At 63.1% G+C, this 17,914-nt stretch carries 14 protein-coding genes and 2 pseudogenes; 9 read left to right on the forward strand and 7 right to left on the reverse strand.

Features of this window, described 5'->3' with window-relative positions; all coding sequences use genetic code 11:
• The first annotated feature begins 113 nt into the window (after window positions 1-113).
• On the forward strand, window positions 114-1,292 hold the full coding sequence (locus tag ACVWW3_RS32890; protein WP_456651899.1) for an extracellular catalytic domain type 1 short-chain-length polyhydroxyalkanoate depolymerase: 1,179 nt from the start codon (window positions 114-116) through the stop codon (window positions 1,290-1,292).
• Between the two features lies 1 nt (window position 1,293).
• On the opposite strand, the gene ACVWW3_RS32895 is transcribed toward ACVWW3_RS32890, so the two are convergent.
• Window positions 1,294-1,596: a hypothetical protein gene (locus ACVWW3_RS32895; RefSeq protein WP_456651898.1), complete on the reverse strand. Its 303-nt coding sequence runs from the start codon at window positions 1,594-1,596 to the stop codon at window positions 1,294-1,296.
• A gap of 131 nt (window positions 1,597-1,727) precedes the next feature.
• On the opposite strand from ACVWW3_RS32895, the gene ACVWW3_RS32900 reads away from it, so the two are divergent.
• Complete coding sequence (locus ACVWW3_RS32900; protein WP_247442059.1) at window positions 1,728-2,108, forward strand: winged helix-turn-helix transcriptional regulator; 381 nt, start codon at window positions 1,728-1,730, stop codon at window positions 2,106-2,108.
• Between the two features lie 5 nt (window positions 2,109-2,113).
• On the opposite strand, the gene ACVWW3_RS32905 is transcribed toward ACVWW3_RS32900, so the two are convergent.
• Window positions 2,114-2,782, reverse strand: a complete 669-nt coding sequence (locus tag ACVWW3_RS32905; RefSeq protein ID WP_354049076.1) for an MBL fold metallo-hydrolase — start codon at window positions 2,780-2,782, stop codon at window positions 2,114-2,116.
• 172 nt (window positions 2,783-2,954) lie between these two features.
• On the opposite strand from ACVWW3_RS32905, the gene ACVWW3_RS32910 reads away from it, so the two are divergent.
• A complete protein-coding gene (locus tag ACVWW3_RS32910; RefSeq protein ID WP_456651897.1) occupies window positions 2,955-4,553 on the forward strand; it encodes an alpha-amylase family glycosyl hydrolase in 1,599 nt (532 codons plus the stop codon).
• A 14-nt stretch (window positions 4,554-4,567) separates the two neighbouring features.
• Here the strand turns inward: ACVWW3_RS32910 and ACVWW3_RS32915 are convergent.
• A pseudogene (locus ACVWW3_RS32915) lies at window positions 4,568-6,266 on the reverse strand (alpha-amylase family protein).
• Between the two features lie 119 nt (window positions 6,267-6,385).
• On the opposite strand from ACVWW3_RS32915, the gene ACVWW3_RS32920 reads away from it, so the two are divergent.
• Window positions 6,386-6,874 (forward strand): MmcB family DNA repair protein, encoded by a 489-nt coding sequence (locus ACVWW3_RS32920; RefSeq protein WP_354103413.1) that lies wholly within the window; start codon window positions 6,386-6,388, stop codon window positions 6,872-6,874.
• Between the two features lie 164 nt (window positions 6,875-7,038).
• Here the strand turns inward: ACVWW3_RS32920 and ACVWW3_RS32925 are convergent, their stop codons facing one another.
• Both ACVWW3_RS32925 and ACVWW3_RS32930 read right to left on the reverse strand, forming a co-directional pair.
• Window positions 7,039-7,593: an ActR/PrrA/RegA family redox response regulator transcription factor gene (locus tag ACVWW3_RS32925; protein WP_211395226.1), complete on the reverse strand. Its 555-nt coding sequence runs from the start codon at window positions 7,591-7,593 to the stop codon at window positions 7,039-7,041.
• 104 nt (window positions 7,594-7,697) lie between these two features.
• Window positions 7,698-9,008, reverse strand: a complete 1,311-nt coding sequence (locus ACVWW3_RS32930; protein ID WP_354103342.1) for an ActS/PrrB/RegB family redox-sensitive histidine kinase — start codon at window positions 9,006-9,008, stop codon at window positions 7,698-7,700.
• Between the two features lie 107 nt (window positions 9,009-9,115).
• Here ACVWW3_RS32930 and ACVWW3_RS32935 point away from each other — a divergent pair, with 107 nt between their 5' ends.
• The 4 genes from ACVWW3_RS32935 (at window position 9,116) to ACVWW3_RS32950 (ending at window position 13,242) form a co-directional block, all read left to right on the forward strand.
• Window positions 9,116-9,919: an ABC transporter ATP-binding protein gene (locus tag ACVWW3_RS32935; RefSeq protein WP_456651896.1), complete on the forward strand. Its 804-nt coding sequence runs from the start codon at window positions 9,116-9,118 to the stop codon at window positions 9,917-9,919.
• The gene (locus tag ACVWW3_RS32940; protein ID WP_247351643.1) at window positions 9,916-10,734 is read left to right on the forward strand and encodes an ABC transporter permease; all 819 of its coding nucleotides are present in this window, start codon (window positions 9,916-9,918) and stop codon (window positions 10,732-10,734) included. Before ACVWW3_RS32935 ends, ACVWW3_RS32940 begins: the two co-directional genes overlap by 4 nt.
• Window positions 10,735-10,856: 122 nt before the next feature.
• The gene (locus ACVWW3_RS32945) at window positions 10,857-12,185 is read left to right on the forward strand and encodes a polyhydroxyalkanoate depolymerase (RefSeq protein ID WP_247351646.1); all 1,329 of its coding nucleotides are present in this window, start codon (window positions 10,857-10,859) and stop codon (window positions 12,183-12,185) included.
• Window positions 12,186-12,402: 217 nt separating this feature from the next.
• Complete coding sequence (locus ACVWW3_RS32950) at window positions 12,403-13,242, forward strand: M48 family metallopeptidase (protein ID WP_247442073.1); 840 nt, start codon at window positions 12,403-12,405, stop codon at window positions 13,240-13,242.
• A gap of 327 nt (window positions 13,243-13,569) precedes the next feature.
• Here ACVWW3_RS32950 and ACVWW3_RS32955 read toward each other — a convergent pair whose 3' ends face one another.
• On the reverse strand, window positions 13,570-15,783 hold the full coding sequence (locus tag ACVWW3_RS32955; protein ID WP_456651895.1) for a transglycosylase domain-containing protein: 2,214 nt from the start codon (window positions 15,781-15,783) through the stop codon (window positions 13,570-13,572).
• 168 nt (window positions 15,784-15,951) lie between these two features.
• Between ACVWW3_RS32955 and ACVWW3_RS32960 the strand changes: the two genes are divergently transcribed.
• Window positions 15,952-16,377 (forward strand): DUF1330 domain-containing protein, encoded by a 426-nt coding sequence (locus tag ACVWW3_RS32960; protein ID WP_456652134.1) that lies wholly within the window; start codon window positions 15,952-15,954, stop codon window positions 16,375-16,377.
• A gap of 120 nt (window positions 16,378-16,497) precedes the next feature.
• On the opposite strand, the pseudogene ACVWW3_RS32965 reads toward ACVWW3_RS32960, so the two are convergent.
• Window positions 16,498-17,725, reverse strand: a pseudogene (locus ACVWW3_RS32965) (ABC transporter substrate-binding protein).
• Window positions 17,726-17,914: the final 189 nt, after the last annotated feature.

The raw sequence follows: 17,914 nt of genomic DNA on the forward strand, positions 1-17,914 counted from the left end.
CCGCAGGTTCTCCCGCGATTTAGGAGATCACGACAGCACACGGTCTTTTTATTTTGCACTGCAGCAACTATTTGGTTTGGGTGGACGTTGAACGTCGCCTGTCAGGAGCTGCCGTGTCGTTAACCAGAAATGTCGATCTCTTGAGACGTCTGCCAAAGCTGGACGGATTGCGCTTCGCCGAGTTCGGCCGGAGCGCCGATACGTCCAGTCCGTTGCAAGAGGTGACGAGCTTCGGCGACAATCCCGGCAATCTGCGCATGTTCTCGTTCGTGCCGGCGCAGTTGCAGAAGCCGCGCGCGCTCGTCGTCGTGCTGCACGGCTGCGGCCAGACGGCGGCAAGCTACGACCTCGGTGCCGGCTGGTCGACGCTCGCCGAGCACTACGGCTTTGCACTGCTGATGCCCGAGCAGCAGCGCGCCAACAACGGCAACACCTGCTTCAACTGGTTCAGTCCGGAGGATACCGCGCGCGATAGCGGCGAGGCGTGTTCGGTTCGCGAGATGATCGCGCACATGACCGAAACGCATCGCGTCGATCCCCGGCGCATCTTCATCACGGGCCTGTCCGCCGGCGGCGGCATGACGTCGGTGATGCTCGCGACCTATCCGGAAGTTTTCGCGGCCGGTGCGGTCATCGCGGGACTTCCCTACGGCATCGCGACGAACCTGCGCGAGGCGCTGGACGGCATGTTTCATTCCCCGGCGCGGCCCGCGCGCGAGCTCGGCGATCTGGTCCGGCGGGCCTCCAATCATCGCGGTCCGTGGCCGAAGATGTCGGTTTGGCACGGCAGCGCCGACCGCACCGTTAATCCCGGCAATGCCAACGAGATCGTCAAGCAATGGCTCGACCTGCACGATCTGCCTGAATTGCCGATGGCGGAGACCAATGTCGACGGTTATCCGCGCCAGGCCTGGTGGAACAAGGACGGCGAGACCCTCGTCGAGTCCTACGCTATCACCGAGATGGCGCACGGCACGCCGCTCGGCATCGCCGACAACGATCACCGCTACGGTGTGGAAGGCGCGTTCCTGATCGAGGCCGGCATCTCCTCATCCTACCACATCGCAAAATTCTTCGGCCTGACCGGCTGGATTGCGGATGCCGCGAAGACGGCGGAGGCGAAGCCCGCCGCCCCGTCGAAGCCGCCGCTGACATCCGCGCCGCATCTGGCCCGTTCGATCCGCGCTGCGGTCGCCGAAGAGCCGGCCGAGCCGAAGCGCGAGGAGGTCCGCGGCCTCGATCTCGGCCAGATCATCACGCGCGCGCTCACGGCTGCGGGATTGATGAAATAACTCAGGCGGTCGCGCCGATCCATTCGATCGGCGTCACCGTCACCTCGCCGCCGGCGACCTTGCGCGTCATCTCCTGATAGGCCTTGAAGAAGTCGCGCGATTGCAGCGTTTTTTGCGCGGCATCATCCGTGACGCTGGCGAGATGAAAATAGCTGCCGTCGTCGCGATTTTTGAGGACACGATAGCCGATCCGTCCTTTCAACTCCGGATCGCCGTCGATCGCCTTGATGAAGCGGCCGACCTCCTGGTGCCAGGCCTCCGTCGTGCCGTTCTTGAATTCGTACCGGATCATGAAGTGCTTCATGTGACGCTCCCTGTTCGTCTTGTGCGTCATCATCTGCGCGCTGGTAGCGATCCTGCAAGTATGGACAAAATTGATAGTATGGACTTTTTCGGCGCTGCTCCTATCGTCTTCCCGAAGATGGAGGAGACGACATGGCCAAGGAAAGTGCAAAGCCGAACCCGGCGCGGGCCTGTCCGGTCGCGGCCTTTCAGAAAATGATCAGCGGCAAGTACAAGCTGCGCATCGTCTGGGACCTCAAGGACGGCCCGCGCCGCTATGGCGAGATCAGGAGCGGATTGCTGCGCGGCACGGAAGGCAGCGCCGAGATCACGCCGCGCGTGCTCAGCCGCGAGTTGAAGGCGCTGACCGAAAGCGGCCTGATCGACCGCAAGGATTTCGGTGAGGTGCCGCCGAAGGTCGAGTATCGCCTGACCCGCAAGGGCAAGAGTTTTGTGCCGGTGGTCGCCGCGATCCGCGATTGGGGCGACCGTAACCTCAGTGAGCTCGCAGCGCTGGCAGACGCCGCAGAATAGGCCCCTTACATCTCGCCGGTGATGAACGGATTGGTCATCCGCTCCTGGCCGATGCTCGAGCCGGCGCCATGGCCGCAGATGAAGCCGACATCGTCGCCCAGCGGCAGCAGCTTGGTCTTGATCGAGTCGATCAACGTCGCGTGACTGCCGCCGGGCAAATCGGTGCGTCCGACCGAGCCCGCGAACAGGACGTCGCCGACGTGGGCGAAACGCATGTCCTTGTTGAAGAACACCACGCTGCCGGGCGAGTGACCGGGGCAATGATAGATCTCGAACGTGAGACCGCCGATCGCGACGATGTCGCCCTCGTCGAGCCAGCGATCCGGCTCGAAATTGCGTCCCCCTGTCATGCCGAAGCGGGCGCCGCTTTCGACGACGTTGTCGAGCAGGAATTTGTCCGCGACATGCGGGCCCTCGATCGGTATCTTCAGCGCATCGCGCAATTCGGCCGCGCCGCCGACATGGTCGATATGGCCGTGGGTCAGCCAGATCTTCTCCACGGTGACGCCGGTCTGCTTGATGGCGTCCAGGATCTTTGGCACGTCGCCGCCGGGATCGATCACCACGGCCTTCTTGGAAGGCTCGTCCCAGATGATGGTGCAATTCTGCTCGAACAGCGTCACGGGAACGATGATCGCGCCGGCCTTGGCTTGTGTCTCATGTTGCTCGCTCATGGGGCTCACAATGCCGATTTTTGCCATGCCGCCAAGCAAAAGATTCGCGCCCTGGCCGGGGAACAGGGGCAGCTGCCGTCACACGGCGGTCCCAATTCGCCTGCTGTTTTGAACCGGGGCGCTGCTCTCGCGTTCTCCTGCGCGAGACTCAAGATTTCAGGTGGTTTCCCGCATGGCTCAGGGTGGCAGCAATTGGTGGCGCGACGGCATCTTCTATCAGATCTACCCGCGCTCGTTTCAGGACTCCGACGGCGACGGTGTCGGCGATCTCGCCGGAATCCTCCGGCGGCTGCCTTATGTGAAATCGCTCGGCGTCGACGCGATCTGGCTGTCGCCGATCTTCCCCTCGCCAATGGCCGATTTCGGCTACGACATCTGCGACTATACCGGCATCGAGCCGCTGTTCGGCACGATGGAGGACTTTGATGCGGTGCTCGCGGCCGCGCATGACAACGGCCTCAAGCTGATCCTCGACCTCGTGCCGAACCACACCTCGGACCAGCATCCCTGGTTCGTCGAGAGCCGGTCCTCGCGCGATAATCCCAAACGCGACTGGTACATCTGGCGTGATCCGGCAGGCGGTGGCGGGATTCCAAACAATTGGCTGTCCGAGTTCGGCGGCAGTGCGTGGCAGTTCGACGGGACGACGGGACAATACTATTACCACGCCTTCCTCGCACAGCAGCCCGACCTCAACTGGCGCAATCCTGACGTCCGCGCGGCGATCTACGACGTGATGCGGTTCTGGCTCGAGAAGGGCGTCGACGGCTTTCGGGTCGACGTGATCTGGCACCTGATCAAGGACGCCGATTTCCGCGACAATCCGCAGAACCCGCATTATGTCGAGGGCCGGCCGCCGAACGAGAGGATCCTCACGCAATATTCCACCGACCAGCCGGAGGTGCACGACGTCATCGCAGAGATGCGGCGTGTCACCGATGCGCATGATGCGCGCGTGCTGATCGGTGAGATCTATCTGCCGCTGCACCGGCTGATGGCCTATTACGGCAACGACCTCACCGGCGCGCAGATGCCGTTCAATTTCGCGCTGCTCTCGACGTTCTGGAGCGCGCGCTCGATCGAGAAGATCGTCGGGGATTACGAGAAGGCGCTGCCGAAGGGCGCCTGGCCGAACTGGGTGCTCGGCAATCACGATCGCCCGCGCGTCGCAAGCCGCATCGGCGAGGTGCAGGCCCGCGTCGCCGCCATGCTGCTGCTGACGCTGCGCGGCACACCGACGCTCTATTACGGCGACGAGATCGGCATGCATCAGCTCGCGATCGCCCCCGAGGATGTGCGCGACCCCTTCGAGAAGAACGTGCCCGGTATCGGTGTCGGCCGCGACGGCTGCCGCACACCGATGCAGTGGGATTCATCCGGTTTCGCCGGCTTCTCCGACGTCAGGCCGTGGCTGCCGTTGCCGGAGGATCACATCCACGAAAACGTCGTCAATCTCGAAGCCGATTCGCGTTCGATCCTCGCGCTCTACAAGCGCCTGATCGCGTTACGGAAGGCATCTCCGCCGCTGATCGCGGGCGACTATCATCCGATCGCGGCGCAAGGCGATCTGCTGGTCTATCGCCGCGAAGCCGAGGGCAGGGCGGTCATAGTCGTGCTCAATCTCGGCCCTGAGCCGATTGCCGTGACTACCAGCGCGCTAAAGTTTGACAGTGAGATTCTGCTGTCGACGTTTCTGGATCGCGAGGGGGAGAAGCTGGAGGGCGTGCTGGATCTGCGGGGCAATGAGGGTGTGATCATCGCACCGTCCTAACTGTGCGGCGCCATCTACCCCGGATGTTTAATCCCCCGCGCCGTTTCGTCGATATCGCTCCGCTTCAACAGATAATCCAATCCGCCGACGCGGTACCAGCGATATCCATACGGCTCCAGCACGATGCGGTGCTGGCCGCGTTTGTCGGCGTGGCTGTGGTCTTCCGCAAGCAGATTGATCAGGTGCTCGCCGGCATCATCAGGAAGCGCCACGGAAAATGCGATCTCTCGCGGCTTCTCGTCGAGATTGTGCACGAACAGCACGGAATTGTTGCGCCAGTCATAGCGCATGATGAACACGGCGGGATCGCGCGTCGCAATGATCGCGAAATCGCCCCAGCCGATCTCCGGCACCTCCTTGCGCATGCGGACGATGCGCTCGGTCCAGTTCAGCATCGAGTTGGGATCTCGTCGCTGTTTCGCGACGTTGACATGCGGGTAGCCGTAGGGGCCCTTGTCGATGACGGGGCATGCCGGCTTCTCGCTATCGGTGAAGCCACCCTGGGGCTCGGTCGACCATTGCATCGGCGTGCGCGCGCAATTGCGCTCCGGCAATGAAAGATCGTCGCCCATCGCAATCTCGTCGCCATAACGGATCACGGGCGTCCCCGGCAGCGTGCACATCAGGCTGTAGGCGAGCTCGAGCCGCCTGCGGTCGCCGCCCAGCATCGGCGCCATGCGACGGCGGATGCCGCGGTCGTAGAGCTGCATGTCCTTGTCGGGGCCAAATTTCTTGAACACGATGTCGCGCTGCGCCTTGGTCAGCCGCCCGAGATCGAGCTCATCGTGATTGCGCAGGAACAGGCCCCATTGCGCCGCGGCCGGCCGCGGCTTGGTCGCCTTGAGCGATTTCGCCAGCGGACGGGAGTCACCGGACGCCAGCGCATAGAACAGATGCTGGTTGACGTGGAAGTTGAACATCATGTGCATGCGGTCGCCATCGCGGCCGAAATATTCCATGTCGGTTTCGGGTAGTACGTTGGCCTCGGCGAGGATGATGGCATCGCCTTGCCGCCATTGCAGGAATTCGCGGAATGCGCGCAGCATGTCGTACTGCTCGATCGGCTTCTTCACCTTTGCGCCCTTGGTCGCGATCACGAAGGGCACCGCATCCATGCGGAAGCCTGAGACGCCGAGCTGGATCCAGAAGCCCATGATCTTGAGGATCTCGGCCTGCACGTGCGGGTTCGAGGTGTTGAGATCGGGCTGGAAATCGTAGAAGCGATGAAAGTAATACGCGCCGGCTTCCTTGTCGCGCGTCCATGTCGATTTCTGCACGCCGGGAAACACCATGCCCGTGTTGGCATTTGCGGGCTTCTTGTCGGACCACACGTACCAGTCGCGATAGGGCGAATTCTTGTCGCGCCGGGCTTCCTTGAACCAGTGATGCTGGTCCGAGGTGTGGTTGACCACGAGGTCGATGATGATGCGGATGCCGCGCTGCTTGCAGCCATGGGTGAATTCGACGAAATCGCCCAGCGTGCCGTAACGGGAATCGACGCTGTAATAGTCGGCGATGTCGTAGCCGTCGTCGCGGCCAGGCGAGGTCCTGGAACGGCATCAGCCAGATCGTGGTGATGCCGAGCCCGTGCAGATAATCGAGCCGACGCAGCAGTCCCTTGAAATCGCCGACGCCGTCGCCGTTGGCATCCATATAGGTGCCGACGGACAGGCAATAGAACACGCCGTTCTTGTACCAGAGATCGTCGATCATGCGCCGCAGCCTCGATGTTCCGCCGAGGTGCGGCGGCTGCGTGATAAGTGTTAAGGCGAGGTCAGGTTCCGCCTTTCGCCGGGAACGACATGGGAGGTGGAATCGGCTATCCTTCCTCCATGGACCACACCGCCCGCATTGCCCTCGTGCCGCCGCCGGACCGCCGTCAGTCCGAGACGGCGCTGGCGATTGCGCGCGGTACGGCGCGGTTGCTGCGCTCGCTCGGCTTCACCTGCATCAGCGAATTGCCGCTACCGTCGGGGCGGCGCGCCGATCTCGTCGCGCTGAACGAGCGCGGCGAGATCTGGATCGTCGAGATCAAATCGTCAGTGGAGGATCTGCGCGCCGATCAGAAATGGCACGAATACCGCGCCCATTGCGACCGGCTGTTCTTCGCCTTCACGCAGGATTTGCCTTGCGGGATATTTCCGCAAGACACCGGCCTGATCGTCGCGGATGCCTATGGCGCGCACATGCAGTGCGAGGCGCCCGAGCACAAGCTCGCTGCGGCCACGCGCAAGCAGATGACGGTGCGATTTGGCATGGCGGCGGCCTTGCGGATCAACCGGCTGGTCGATCCGCAGGGGCATGCGGATTTTTGGGAGTAGCGGGCTCTCGTGTCCCGGACGCGCTGCAACGCGTTGGCGTTGCTGCGCAGCGCCGGGACCCAGAAGACAGGCGGGGCTTCTAGCTCTCTAAAAAGAATGAGGCCCCGGCTCAACAGCGCATCACTTCGTGCTGCGCTGCGTCCGGGGCACGGTAGCCGTGAGTATTATCGGGGCGCGCGCTTCGCTAGAATCCGCTGCAACGTGCGCCGGTGCATGTTCAGCCGCCGTGCCGTTTCCGAGACGTTGCGGTTGCACATCTCATAGATGCGCTGGATGTGTTCCCAGCGCACGCGGTCGGCGGACATCGGGTTCGCCGGCAATTCGGATTTGTCCGAGCCGGTCGACAGCAGCGCGGCGACGACGTCGTCAGCATCCGCGGGCTTGGAGAGATAATCGATCGCGCCCATCTTCACCGCGGTCACGGCGGTGGCGATGTTGCCATAGCCGGTCAGCACGATTGCACGGGCGTCGGGGCGCTTCTTCTTGAGCGCCGAAACCACGTCAAGACCGTTGCCGTCGCCGAGCCGCAGATCCACCACGGCGAATGCGGGAGCCGCCTTGCCGATCTGCGCCAGACCGTCCGAGACAGTGTCGCATGACGTCACCGCAAACCCACGCGTTTCCATCGCGCGCGACAGCCGCTCCAAAAACGGCTTGTCGTCCTCCACGATGAGAAGCGAGCGGTCGGTCTGTTCGTTCAATTCGGCGATGGCGTTCAAGGTTTTGTCCCTCTCTCCAGCGCGTCTACATATGGCGTCGCAATCGGGCGGTGCCAAGGCCGCCAATAGTCGATCGGCCGTGCTGTGCGACGCAAGGTCGCGGGCTATCCTATTGTTTCTTCGAAGGTCTCGATAGCCTCAAAACGCTCTCGCGGCCACGTGATCTGGACCACTGCGCCATGGTCCGGAAAGGTTCGGTTGGTAAACGAGACCTTGGCGCCGGTGCGTTCGAGCAAGGTGCGTGCGATGAACACGCCCAATCCCAGCCCGCCGCCTTCATCCCGGGTGCGTCGCCGCGACAAATAAGGCTCGCCGATCCGTTTCAGGATGTCGGGCGGAATACCGGGGCCGTCGTCGGAGATCACGATCTCGATCATGTCGTTGTTCCACCACGCGTTGACCTCGACCGTGGTGCGGGCGAAATCGACCGCGTTCTCGACGATGTTGCCGACGCCGTAGAGGATCGCCGGATTGCGCGAACCGACCGGCTCGGCCACGATGGCGACCGCGATACGCACCTTGATATCGACGCCGAAATCGCGGTGCGGCGCCACCACCTCCTCGATCAGCTCCGACAGCTTCATGCGGTCGAACGGCGCGCCTTCGGCGGAGAGCTGGGTGATCTTGCTCAATATGTCGCGGCAACGCTGCGTCTGCTCGCGCAGTGTCTTCAGGTCGGCGGCAAAACTCGCATCCTTCACCGTCTTTTCCAGCTCGCGCGAGATCAGGAAGATCGTCGCGAGCGGCGTGCCGAGTTCGTGCGCTGCGGCCGCCGCCAGGCCGTCGAGCTGGGTCAGATGCTGCTCGCGCGTCAACACCAGCTCGGTCGCCGCCAGCGCATCCGCAAGTTTCCGAGCCTCTTCGGTGACCTGGAACGAGTAGAGGCTGGTGACGCCGATCGCGAGCACGATCGAGAGCCAGACGCCGACGAGATAGATCGGCGGCAGCACCAGCGGATCATCGGAATCCCAGGGCAGCGGCAGATGGAAGAAGACCAGGACCGAGGCGCAGGCGACAGCCAGTACGCCGAGGCCGAAGGTGAAGCGGGCCGGCAGCGCGGTGGCCGAGATCAGCACGGGCGCGAGGAACAGGAACGAGAACGGGTTCTGGAGTCCGCCAGTGAAGAATAACAGACCCGCCAGCTCCACGATGTTCAGCGCGAGCAGTCCGGCCGCCTGCATCGGCTCCAGCCGCTGCAGCGGATTGGACACGGTCTGGAGCGCCAGATTGAGCGCCGCCGACAGGGCGATGATACTGACGCAGGGGACGATCTCGACGTCGAATTCCAGCCCTTGCGCCACGATGAAAATCGCAGCGAGCTGGCCGAGCACCGCGAGCCAGCGCAGCCGCAGGATCGTGTCCAGGCGGATATGCCGCTGCGAGGGGCGGAAGTCGGAAGCGGCAATTTCAGTCATGTCGGCCAATTTTGCGGTGCCTTCTCGATCACAAACGCAGAGCTCGCGGAACCACCCGGGATTACAAGCCTTGCGCTCTCCGCAGCAATAGCAGAAGAACGCCCAGCATGACCGAGAATGACAAGGCTTCAAGTCGGCCGACTGTCGCGGATCGCAGCTCATCCGCGGCCATCGCGGTCGATCACCTCGTCAAGGTCTACAAGCAGACCCGTGCCGTCGACGATATCTCGTTTTCGCTTCCGCGCGGCAGCATCACCGGCCTTCTGGGCGGCAACGGTGCCGGCAAGACCACGACCATCGCGACGATCATGGGCCTCGTGCTGCCGACCTCCGGCCGTGTGCAGGTGCTCGGGCATCGGATGCCAGAGGAGAGCGCTTCCGTGCTGGGGCGCATGAATTTCGAGAGCCCCTATGTCGACATGCCGATGCGGCTCACGGTGCGTCAGAATCTCACCGTGTTCGGCAAGCTCTATGCAGTGGAGAACCTGGCCGGTCGCATCGCTGAGCTTGCCGACGATCTCGATCTCACCGATTTCATCGACCGCGCCAACGGCAAGCTCTCCGCCGGGCAAAAGACCCGCGTCGCGCTCGCCAAGGCGCTGATCAACCATCCCGAGCTGCTGTTGCTGGACGAGCCGACCGCCTCGCTCGATCCTGACACGGCCGATTGGGTCCGGGGTCATCTGGAGCGCTATCGCAAGGCGAACAACGCCACCATCCTCCTGGCCTCACACAACATGCTCGAGGTCGAGCGGCTCTGCGACCGTGTCATCATCATGAAGCGCGGCCGTATCGAGGACGATGATACGCCCGAAGCCATCATGGCCCGCTACAACCGCACCACGCTGGAAGAGGTGTTTCTGGACGTCGCGCGTGGCCGGGTGAACGGTGCGAAGGAGGCGGCGCGATGAGCGAGATTTCCCTCCATCGCGGCATCTCCATGCACCGCATCGGCGCGATGATCCTGCGCTATTGGTATCTCTTGATGTCGTCCTGGCCGCGGCTGCTCGAGCTGCTCTACTGGCCGGCGCTGCAAGTGATCACCTGGGGCTTCCTCCAGCTCTACATCGCCCAGAATGCCAATTTCTTCGCGCGTGCCGGCGGCACGCTGATCGGCGCCGTCATCCTCTGGGACATCCTGTTTCGCGGGCAGCTCGGCTTTTCCATCTCGTTCCTGGAAGAGATGTGGGCCCGCAACCTCGGCAATCTCATGATGAGCCCGCTGAAGCCGATCGAGTTTCTGCTGTCGCTGATGATCATGAGCCTGATCCGGCTCGCGATCGGCGTCATCCCGATGACGCTGCTCGCGCTGTTCCTGTTTCACTTCAACGTTTATGCGCTCGGCGTGCCGCTGATCGCGTTCTTCTGCAACCTGATCTTCACGAGCTGGTCGGTCGGCATCTTCGTCTCTGGCCTGGTGCTGCGAAACGGCCTTGGCGCCGAGAGCATCGTCTGGACCTTGATGTTCGCGATCATGCCGCTCGCCTGCGTCTACTATCCCGTCAGCGTGCTGCCGGTCTGGCTGCAATATGTCGCCTGGGCGTTGCCGCCGACCTACGTGTTCGAAGGAATGCGCGCGCTGCTGATCGAAAACACCTTCAGGACCGATCTGATGTTGAGTGCGTTAGCCATCAACGTAGTGCTGCTGGTTGCATCTTTTGGGGCATTCCTTGCCCTTTTGCGCAGCGCCCGAAAGCAGGGTTCGCTGCTGTCGGGCGGCGAGTGACGTCACTTTATCGGTGGATTCAGCATGGTTTGGGCGCGTCGGCCACGTAGATGTACGGAACCATGCATTGACGCAATATTACGCATTCGGCAGTATGCTGCGATGCGAAGAGGAATATAGCGATGCCTATTGGTGAGTTTGGCGGCGCGCCGCCCTTGGCGGCCGAAGGCAGTCCGGTCCTGACGACGCCGATGTACTGGATGTACGAGATGGCGCAGGCCTCTCTCAATCCGGCGCGTGCGGTCACCGACGCGACCAAGCTGCTGTTTCAGAATCCCCTCAATCCATGGGCGCGCACCGAGGTCGGCAAGTCGGTTGCCGCGGCCTGCGAATTGTTCGAACGCACCACGCGCCGCTACGGCAAGCCGGAATGGGGTCTCGACGACACCGAGGTCAACGGCATCCGTGTCCCGGTCGAGGTCCGCCCGGTCTGGGAAAAGCCGTTCTGCCGCCTGCTCTACTTCGATCGCAAGTTCGCGCGTCCCTTGCGCAGCCCGCAGCCGCGCGTGCTGATCGTAGCGCCGATGTCCGGCCACTATGCGACGCTCTTGCGCGGCACGGTCGAAGCCTTCCTGCCGGCGCATGAGGTCTACATCACCGATTGGGCCGACGCCCGCATGGTGCCGCTCAGCGACGGCCGCTTCGATCTTGACGACTACATCGATTACGTCATCGAGATGCTGCATGTCCTCGGCGGCAACACGCATGTGCTGGCCGTGTGCCAGCCTTCCGTTCCCGTCGTCGCCGCCGTCTCGATCATGGAAGCGCGGCGCGATCCTTTCGTGCCGACGTCGATGACGCTGATGGGCGGCCCGATCGACACTCGCCGCAATCCGACCGGCGTGAACAATCTCGCCCAGGAGCGCGGCATCGACTGGTTCCGCAACACCGTCATTACCAAGGTGCCGTTCCCGCATCCGGGCATGATGCGCGACGTCTATCCGGGCTTCCTGCAGCTCAACGGCTTCATCAGCATGAATCTCGACCGGCACATGGACGCCCACAAGCGCCTGTTCGCCAATCTGGTGAAGGGCGACGGCGACCTCGTCGACAAGCATCGCGATTTCTACGACGAATATCTCGCGGTGATGGACCTCTCCGCCGAGTATTACCTGCAGACCGTCGATACCGTGTTCGTGAAGCACTCGCTGCCGAAAGGCGAGATGACCCATCGTGGAACACGCGTCGATCCCTCCAAGGTCACGCGCGTCGCGCTGATGACGGTCGAAGGCGAGAACGACGACATCTCCGGGATCGGTCAGACCGAAGCAACGCACACATTGTGCAGCTCGATCCCCGATGATCGCCGCGTTCATTACGTCCAGAAGGGCGTCGGACATTACGGCGTGTTCAACGGCTCGCGCTTCAAGTCGGAAATCGTGCCGCGCATCCATGACTTCATGGTGTCGGCGGCGAATCCGAGCTCGTTGCAGGCTCTCGCGGCCGAATAAACGCGTTTTTCGGCTTTCCCGTCGAAAATTCAGGCCCTGTCGGAGGTTCCGACGGGGGCACGCAGCCTCCAGATTCGCGGTATTCAGGTAGCTTTCTAGGAGTGAGTCCAAGCTCACCCCTTGGGGGTGCCGCATGCGTCCAGCGGGGGCGAAAAAACCCGGTTCCAACCCCAGTCTGTAGGGTCTCCCGGACGCCAGACCGCTGTATATTGGGCAAATGATTTGTTTTTGCGCCGAGCGCTTTCCCTGGCGACGGTTATGGCAGAATCCGGGCGCCCTCCTGCCCCCCGGACTGACAGACATGGCCACTCGCGCACTCCTCTATCGGCGGCCCCACGAACCGAAGACCCTCCTGATCACCCATGGGTCGCAATTTTTTGCGATTCGGCTGCGACGGCACCGCCGCGCGCGCCGTTACACGCTCAGAATTCATCCGAGCGATCGCGAAGCCATCCTCACCATGCCGCCGCGCGGCACGCTCGCCGAAGCGAAAGACTTTGCGCAGCGGCACGGCGCGTGGATCGCGGCACGCCTCGGCCGTTTGCCGAAGGCCGCGCCGTTCCAGCCTGGCACAGTGATACCGCTTCGGGGCGTGCCCCACCGCATCGTTCATCGCGCCGGCACGCGTGGTACGGTGTGGGCAGAAGTGCGCGACAGCGGTGAACGCATTCTCTGCGTCGCCGGTGGCGCCGAGCATGCCGATCGCCGCGTCAGCGACTTCCTCAAGCGGGAGGCGCGCCGCGATCTTCAGCGCTCGTCGGAAGCCTATGCCGTCGAGCTCGGCGTCAAGGTGAAGCGGCTCTCGATCCGCGATCAATCGAGTCGCTGGGGTTCCTGCACCTCGGCCGGCTCGCTGTCGTTCTCCTGGCGCCTGATCCTGGCGCCGCCCTACGTGCTCGACTATCTCGCCGCCCACGAGGTCGCCCATCTCGTCGAGATGAACCACTCGGCGCGATTCTGGCGCGTCTGCGGAAAGGCTTGCCCGTCGATGGAGCGCGCCAAGAAGTGGCTCGATACGTACGGCAATGATCTGCATCGGTATGGGGTCGAGGATTAGGGCGCGCTGCTACTCCACCTGATGCTGTCATCGCCCGCGAAAGCGGGCGATCCAGTATTCCGAGGCGGTTGTTATTGAATCGAGAGGCCGCGGCGTACTGGATTCCCCGCCTTGGCGGGGAATGACAGTTGAGAATGCGATGATCTCAGCGCGTTTTAAGCGACGCTCGCCCCACGCAGCGACGGCGCGCGCCGCGCGCTCGATTTTCCCCGCCGCATCAAAGCCTTCGCATCATCCACCGCGCATCGCGCCGGCCATGGCCGGCTACTGTGCATGGGGTTGTTTTCGCGTTTTTTGTTTTGAGGGCCACAAGGACCTCAGCCGAAACTACCGATTGCCACCAAACAGCCGGTCCATCAGCCAGCCGTCGAGCCCTGCGGCTGCTTCCGGCCGTGCATTGGCGCGCGTGGGGGGCGGGCGATAGCCGCCGTTGCTGGCCGGTGCCGGTCCCGGCGCTGCTGCCGTCGGTGGCGACACCTGCGATGCGGCCTGCGCAAGGTTTGACAGGCCCCAAGTCGCTTGCAAATTCGGCAAGGCTGCCACCGGCACGCCCTCATGCGCCGTCTTCATGAAGCGCGACCAGACTTCGACCGGCAAGCCGCCGCCGGTCGCCTTCTTGGTCGGCGAGTTGTCGTCATTACCCAGCCATACGCCGGTGACGAGGTTGGCGGTGTAGCCGATGAACCAGGCGTCGCGGTAGTCCTGGCTGGTGCCGGTCTTGCCTGCTGCCGGCCAGCCCGGGATCTCCGCCTTCTTGGCGGTGCCGTTGATCAGCGTTTCCCGCATCATCGTGTTCATCATGCCGACATAGCGGGGGTCGATGACCTGACTGCGCTCGTCCGTCTGGCGCATGTAGAGCAGCTTGCCACCGAGCGTCCTGATCCGCGTGACGACATGCGGCGTCACCGCCAGGCCGCCGTTGGCAAAGGGCGCATAGGCCCCGACCAGCTCGACCACCGAGACCTCGGAGGTGCCGAGCGCGATCGAGGCGTTGGCCTCAAGTTTCGAGGAGATGCCGAGCCGGTGCGCAGTGCGCACCACGTTCTTCGGCCCGACCTCGAGGCCGAGGCGGATGGCGACCGTGTTGAGCGACATCGCGAGCGCCTGCGTCAACGTCACCGCGCCGAAATATTCATGGGTGTAGTTCTCAGGTCTCCAGCCCTTGACCTCGATCGGCGCGTCCTGGCGGACCGTATCAGGCGTCAGCCCCTGCTCGAGCGCTGTGAGGTACACGAACGGCTTAAACGAGGAGCCCGGCTGCCGCTTGGCGGTGACCGCGCGGTTGTACTGGCTTTCGGAATAGTTCCGCCCGCCGACCATGGCGCGCACCGCGCCGTCAGGCGTCATCGCCACCAGCGCGCCCTGGCTGACATTGAACTTCACGCTCTTGGCCGCGAGCTCGTCGATGATGGCGGCTTCGGCCACGCTCTGAAGCTTTGGGTCGATCGTGGTCTCGACCTTGATGCTCTCGTCGATCTGGCCGACCAGATCGTCCAGCACCTCGCCGATCCAGTCGGCGACGTAATTGATCGTGCCGGCGCCGACCGGCTTCACATTGTAGGAGGGATGGCCGATCGAAGCCTGCGCCTGCGCGTCGGTGATGAATTTTGCATCCGCCATCGCCGTGAGCACGATTTTCGCGCGCGCTTCCGCGCCCTCGGGATTGCGGTTCGGCGCCAGCCGCGACGGCGATTTGACGAGGCCTGCCAGCATCGCGGCTTCCGCGACGGTGACGTTCTTGGCCGACTTGCCGAAATAGCGCTGCGCGGCAGCCTCGACGCCATAGGCGCCGGAGCCGAAATAGACGCGGTTGAGATAGAGCTCCAAGATCTCGTTCTTGGAGTGCTTGCGCTCCAGCCAGATCGCGAGCTCCGCTTCCTGCAGCTTGCGCTGCATGGTGCGCTCCTGGGTCAGGAACAGGTTCTTGGCCAGCTGCTGCGTCAGCGTCGAGCCGCCCTGCGTCACGCCGCGATGCATGACGTTGGTGACGAGCGCGCGCAGGATGCCTACGGGATCAATGCCGAAATGCGAGTAGAAGCGGCGGTCCTCGATGGCGATGAACGCCTTGGGCAGATATTGCGGCAGATCCTTCAGCGAGACGTTGGCACCGGCCATCTCGCCGCGCTGCGCCAGCAAGCTGCCGTCGATGCCGACGATCTGGATCGTCGGCGGCCGCTTGGGGATTTCCAGCGACTGGATCGGCGGCAGATGGGCGCCGACATAGATCACGACGCCGACCACGGCGATCGCGCCCCACAGGCCCAGCACCGCGCCCCAATAGACCAGGCGGCCGAGACCAGCGCCGATGCGCGACTTGGATCGCCGCTTGGCGCCGCCGCGGCCGGCCGGCGCCTTCCGCTCGCGCGGCGACTCGTCGCCAGTATCGTCGCTCTTGCGCTTGGTGGATGATTTGGTTGATCTCTTCGGCTTGTCATCGCCGCCGGGGACGCGGTCCGCCGCGGTCAGGCGCAGGTCGGCGAGCGCCGCGGGCAAGCCGAACAACGGCTCCTTCCGCCCACCCTTTTTCTTTCCCAAGCCCATACGCAAAACGCCCGGTCAGCCCGCCCCGCCGCACGCTAGCGGCCGCTGTTTAAGGCCCGGTTACCCGGACGTTAACGCGTGATTAGGAGGTGCGGCATTCGCTGGCCGCAGTTCCGCTGGTTGGGCGGCAGAGCTAGGATCGTCGGCATGAAACAAGAGGGAGCTCAGATGGGCCACATCGATCCGACCAAGGAGATTTTCGCGCAATTCCGGGACAATGACCGCCCCGGCCCGATCCACATGCTGAACCTGGTGCGCTTGCGCAAAGAGGCGGCCTATCCGGATGGCCGCAAGGCAAGCGGCGCGGAAGCCTATGCGGCCTATGGCCGCGAAAGCGGCCCGGTGTTCGAGCGCCTCGGTGGCCGCATTATCTGGCAGGGTAAATTCGAACTGATGCTGATCGGCCCCGAGGCCGAGCGCTGGGACCATTGCTTCATCGCGGAGTATCCGAGCGTCGCAGCCTTCGTCGAGATGATCCGCGATCCCGTCTACCGCGAAGCGGTGAAGCACAGGCAGGCCGCGGTGGAGGATTCACGGCTCATTCGGCACGCGGTGCTTCCGGTGGGAAAGAATTTTGGCGAGATACCGACCTGAGTGGCGTGGGCGGACTTCCTTCCCCAGCGTCGTGGCCGGGCTTGGCCCGGCCATCCACGCCTTACCTGCTTGCTCCAAGAAGGTGGATGGCCGGGAGGTTGAAGCAATTCTAGCCGAGAACTAACCCGCCGGACCCGCATCCTCCAGGATCGGTCCGAACAGTTCCCAGCGCTCGCCGTTGAACTTCATCATCTGAAGCTGCTTGTTGACGCGGTAGTCGGCTGGCCGAGGTGTTGGCCTTGATGCCCGGCAGCGCGATGTCGCTGGTGACGTCCTTCAGTGAAGCGGCTTGCTTCATGACGTTTTCGCGCGTCAGATCGTCACCGCACTGCTTCAGCACATGGACCAGCAGCTGAGCGGTGCCGTAGCCGTAGGTGTTGAAGTTCGAGTCCTTGTCGCCGTCCGGATAGTACTTGGCCATGAAGTCGAAATACTTCTTCATGCCGGAATCGTCCTTCCATTTCGGGTCGAGCGGTTCCTTGCCGTAGTTGACGCTGATCAGGCCCTTGGCGGCATCGAGGCCGGCCGGCTTCAGCACCGCGCCGACCGAAGTGGCGTTGATGTCAACGATCTGCACCGGATGCCAGCCCATCTCGGCGATCTTCTTGATCGCCTGCGCCGCCTGCTTGGGCGTGGTGGCGCTGAAGAACAGGTCGGCGCCGGCGTCCTTGATCTTGAGGACCTGCGAGTCGACCGTGGGATCGGAAACTTCGTAGGACGCTTCGGTCACAATCATCTTGGCGGCCTTGTCGCCAAGGCCGGCCTTGATGCCGTTCAGATAGTCCTTGCCGAGGTCGTCGTTCTGATAGAGCACGCCGATCTTGGCGTTCGGATATTCCTTCAGGATGTACTGTCCGTAAATGCGGCCTTCGACGAAGTAGTTTGGATTGTAGCCCATCGTCCAGGGAAAGTTCTTCGGATCGGTGAACCTCGAGGCGCCGGTCGCCGCGAACAGTTGCGGCACCTTCTTGGAATTGAGATATTTCTGCACGGCTGCGTTCACGGGCGTGCCGATGATCTGGAAGGTCAGGAGCACCTCGTCGCTTTCGACGAGCTTGCGAATCTGCTCCACGGCTTTCGGCGGCGAATAGGCGTCGTCATACTGGATCAGATTGATCTTGCGGCCGTTGATGCCGCCCTGGTCGTTGATCATCTTGAAATAGGCAGCCTGGGTCTTGCCGATCGACGAATAGGCCGACGCCGGTCCCGAAAACGGCATCGTCTGGCCCACCTTGATCTCGGTGTCACTGGCGCCCGGATCATATTTTTTCTGGGCATTGGCCCCAGAGACCGACAGCGCCAAAGTCAGCGCCGTTGCTGTGGCCAGATGCAGAATTCCGTTCCTCATTCGCAATTTCCTCGGTTTGTTATTGCAGGTGATCGATCCTGCTGGATGTCACCGCTGAGGGCGAGTGTGGAGGAGGCGTTGCTGCAACGCAAGGTGGGCCGCGCCAGCAGTTCGTAGGGGCGCTAAAGTATGCGCACCACTTCATCTGCGCACTCCGCCCTCCCCCCTTGCTGGCTGCCGCAAGGGGGG

Source organism: Bradyrhizobium sp. LM2.9, assembly GCF_054056555.1.

Bases quoted from the DNA above. Each gene is read 5' to 3' on its own strand.
- ACVWW3_RS32910 (WP_456651897.1), top strand. From the start codon at position 2,955: ATGGCTCAGGGTGGCAGCAATTGGTGGCGCGACGGCATCTTCTATCAG.
- ACVWW3_RS32940 (WP_247351643.1), top strand. From the start codon at position 9,916: ATGAGCGAGATTTCCCTCCATCGCGGCATCTCCATGCACCGCATCGGC.
- ACVWW3_RS32935 (WP_456651896.1), top strand. From the start codon at position 9,116: ATGACCGAGAATGACAAGGCTTCAAGTCGGCCGACTGTCGCGGATCGC.
- ACVWW3_RS32905 (WP_354049076.1), bottom strand. From the start codon at position 2,782: ATGAGCGAGCAACATGAGACACAAGCCAAGGCCGGCGCGATCATCGTT.
- ACVWW3_RS32950 (WP_247442073.1), top strand. From the start codon at position 12,403: ATGATTTGTTTTTGCGCCGAGCGCTTTCCCTGGCGACGGTTATGGCAG.
- ACVWW3_RS32920 (WP_354103413.1), top strand. From the start codon at position 6,386: ATGGACCACACCGCCCGCATTGCCCTCGTGCCGCCGCCGGACCGCCGT.
- ACVWW3_RS32960 (WP_456652134.1), top strand. From the start codon at position 15,952: ATGGGCCACATCGATCCGACCAAGGAGATTTTCGCGCAATTCCGGGAC.
- ACVWW3_RS32895 (WP_456651898.1), bottom strand. From the start codon at position 1,596: ATGAAGCACTTCATGATCCGGTACGAATTCAAGAACGGCACGACGGAG.
- ACVWW3_RS32945 (WP_247351646.1), top strand. From the start codon at position 10,857: ATGCCTATTGGTGAGTTTGGCGGCGCGCCGCCCTTGGCGGCCGAAGGC.
- ACVWW3_RS32930 (WP_354103342.1), bottom strand. From the start codon at position 9,008: ATGACTGAAATTGCCGCTTCCGACTTCCGCCCCTCGCAGCGGCATATC.
- ACVWW3_RS32900 (WP_247442059.1), top strand. From the start codon at position 1,728: ATGGCCAAGGAAAGTGCAAAGCCGAACCCGGCGCGGGCCTGTCCGGTC.
- ACVWW3_RS32955 (WP_456651895.1), bottom strand. From the start codon at position 15,783: ATGGGCTTGGGAAAGAAAAAGGGTGGGCGGAAGGAGCCGTTGTTCGGC.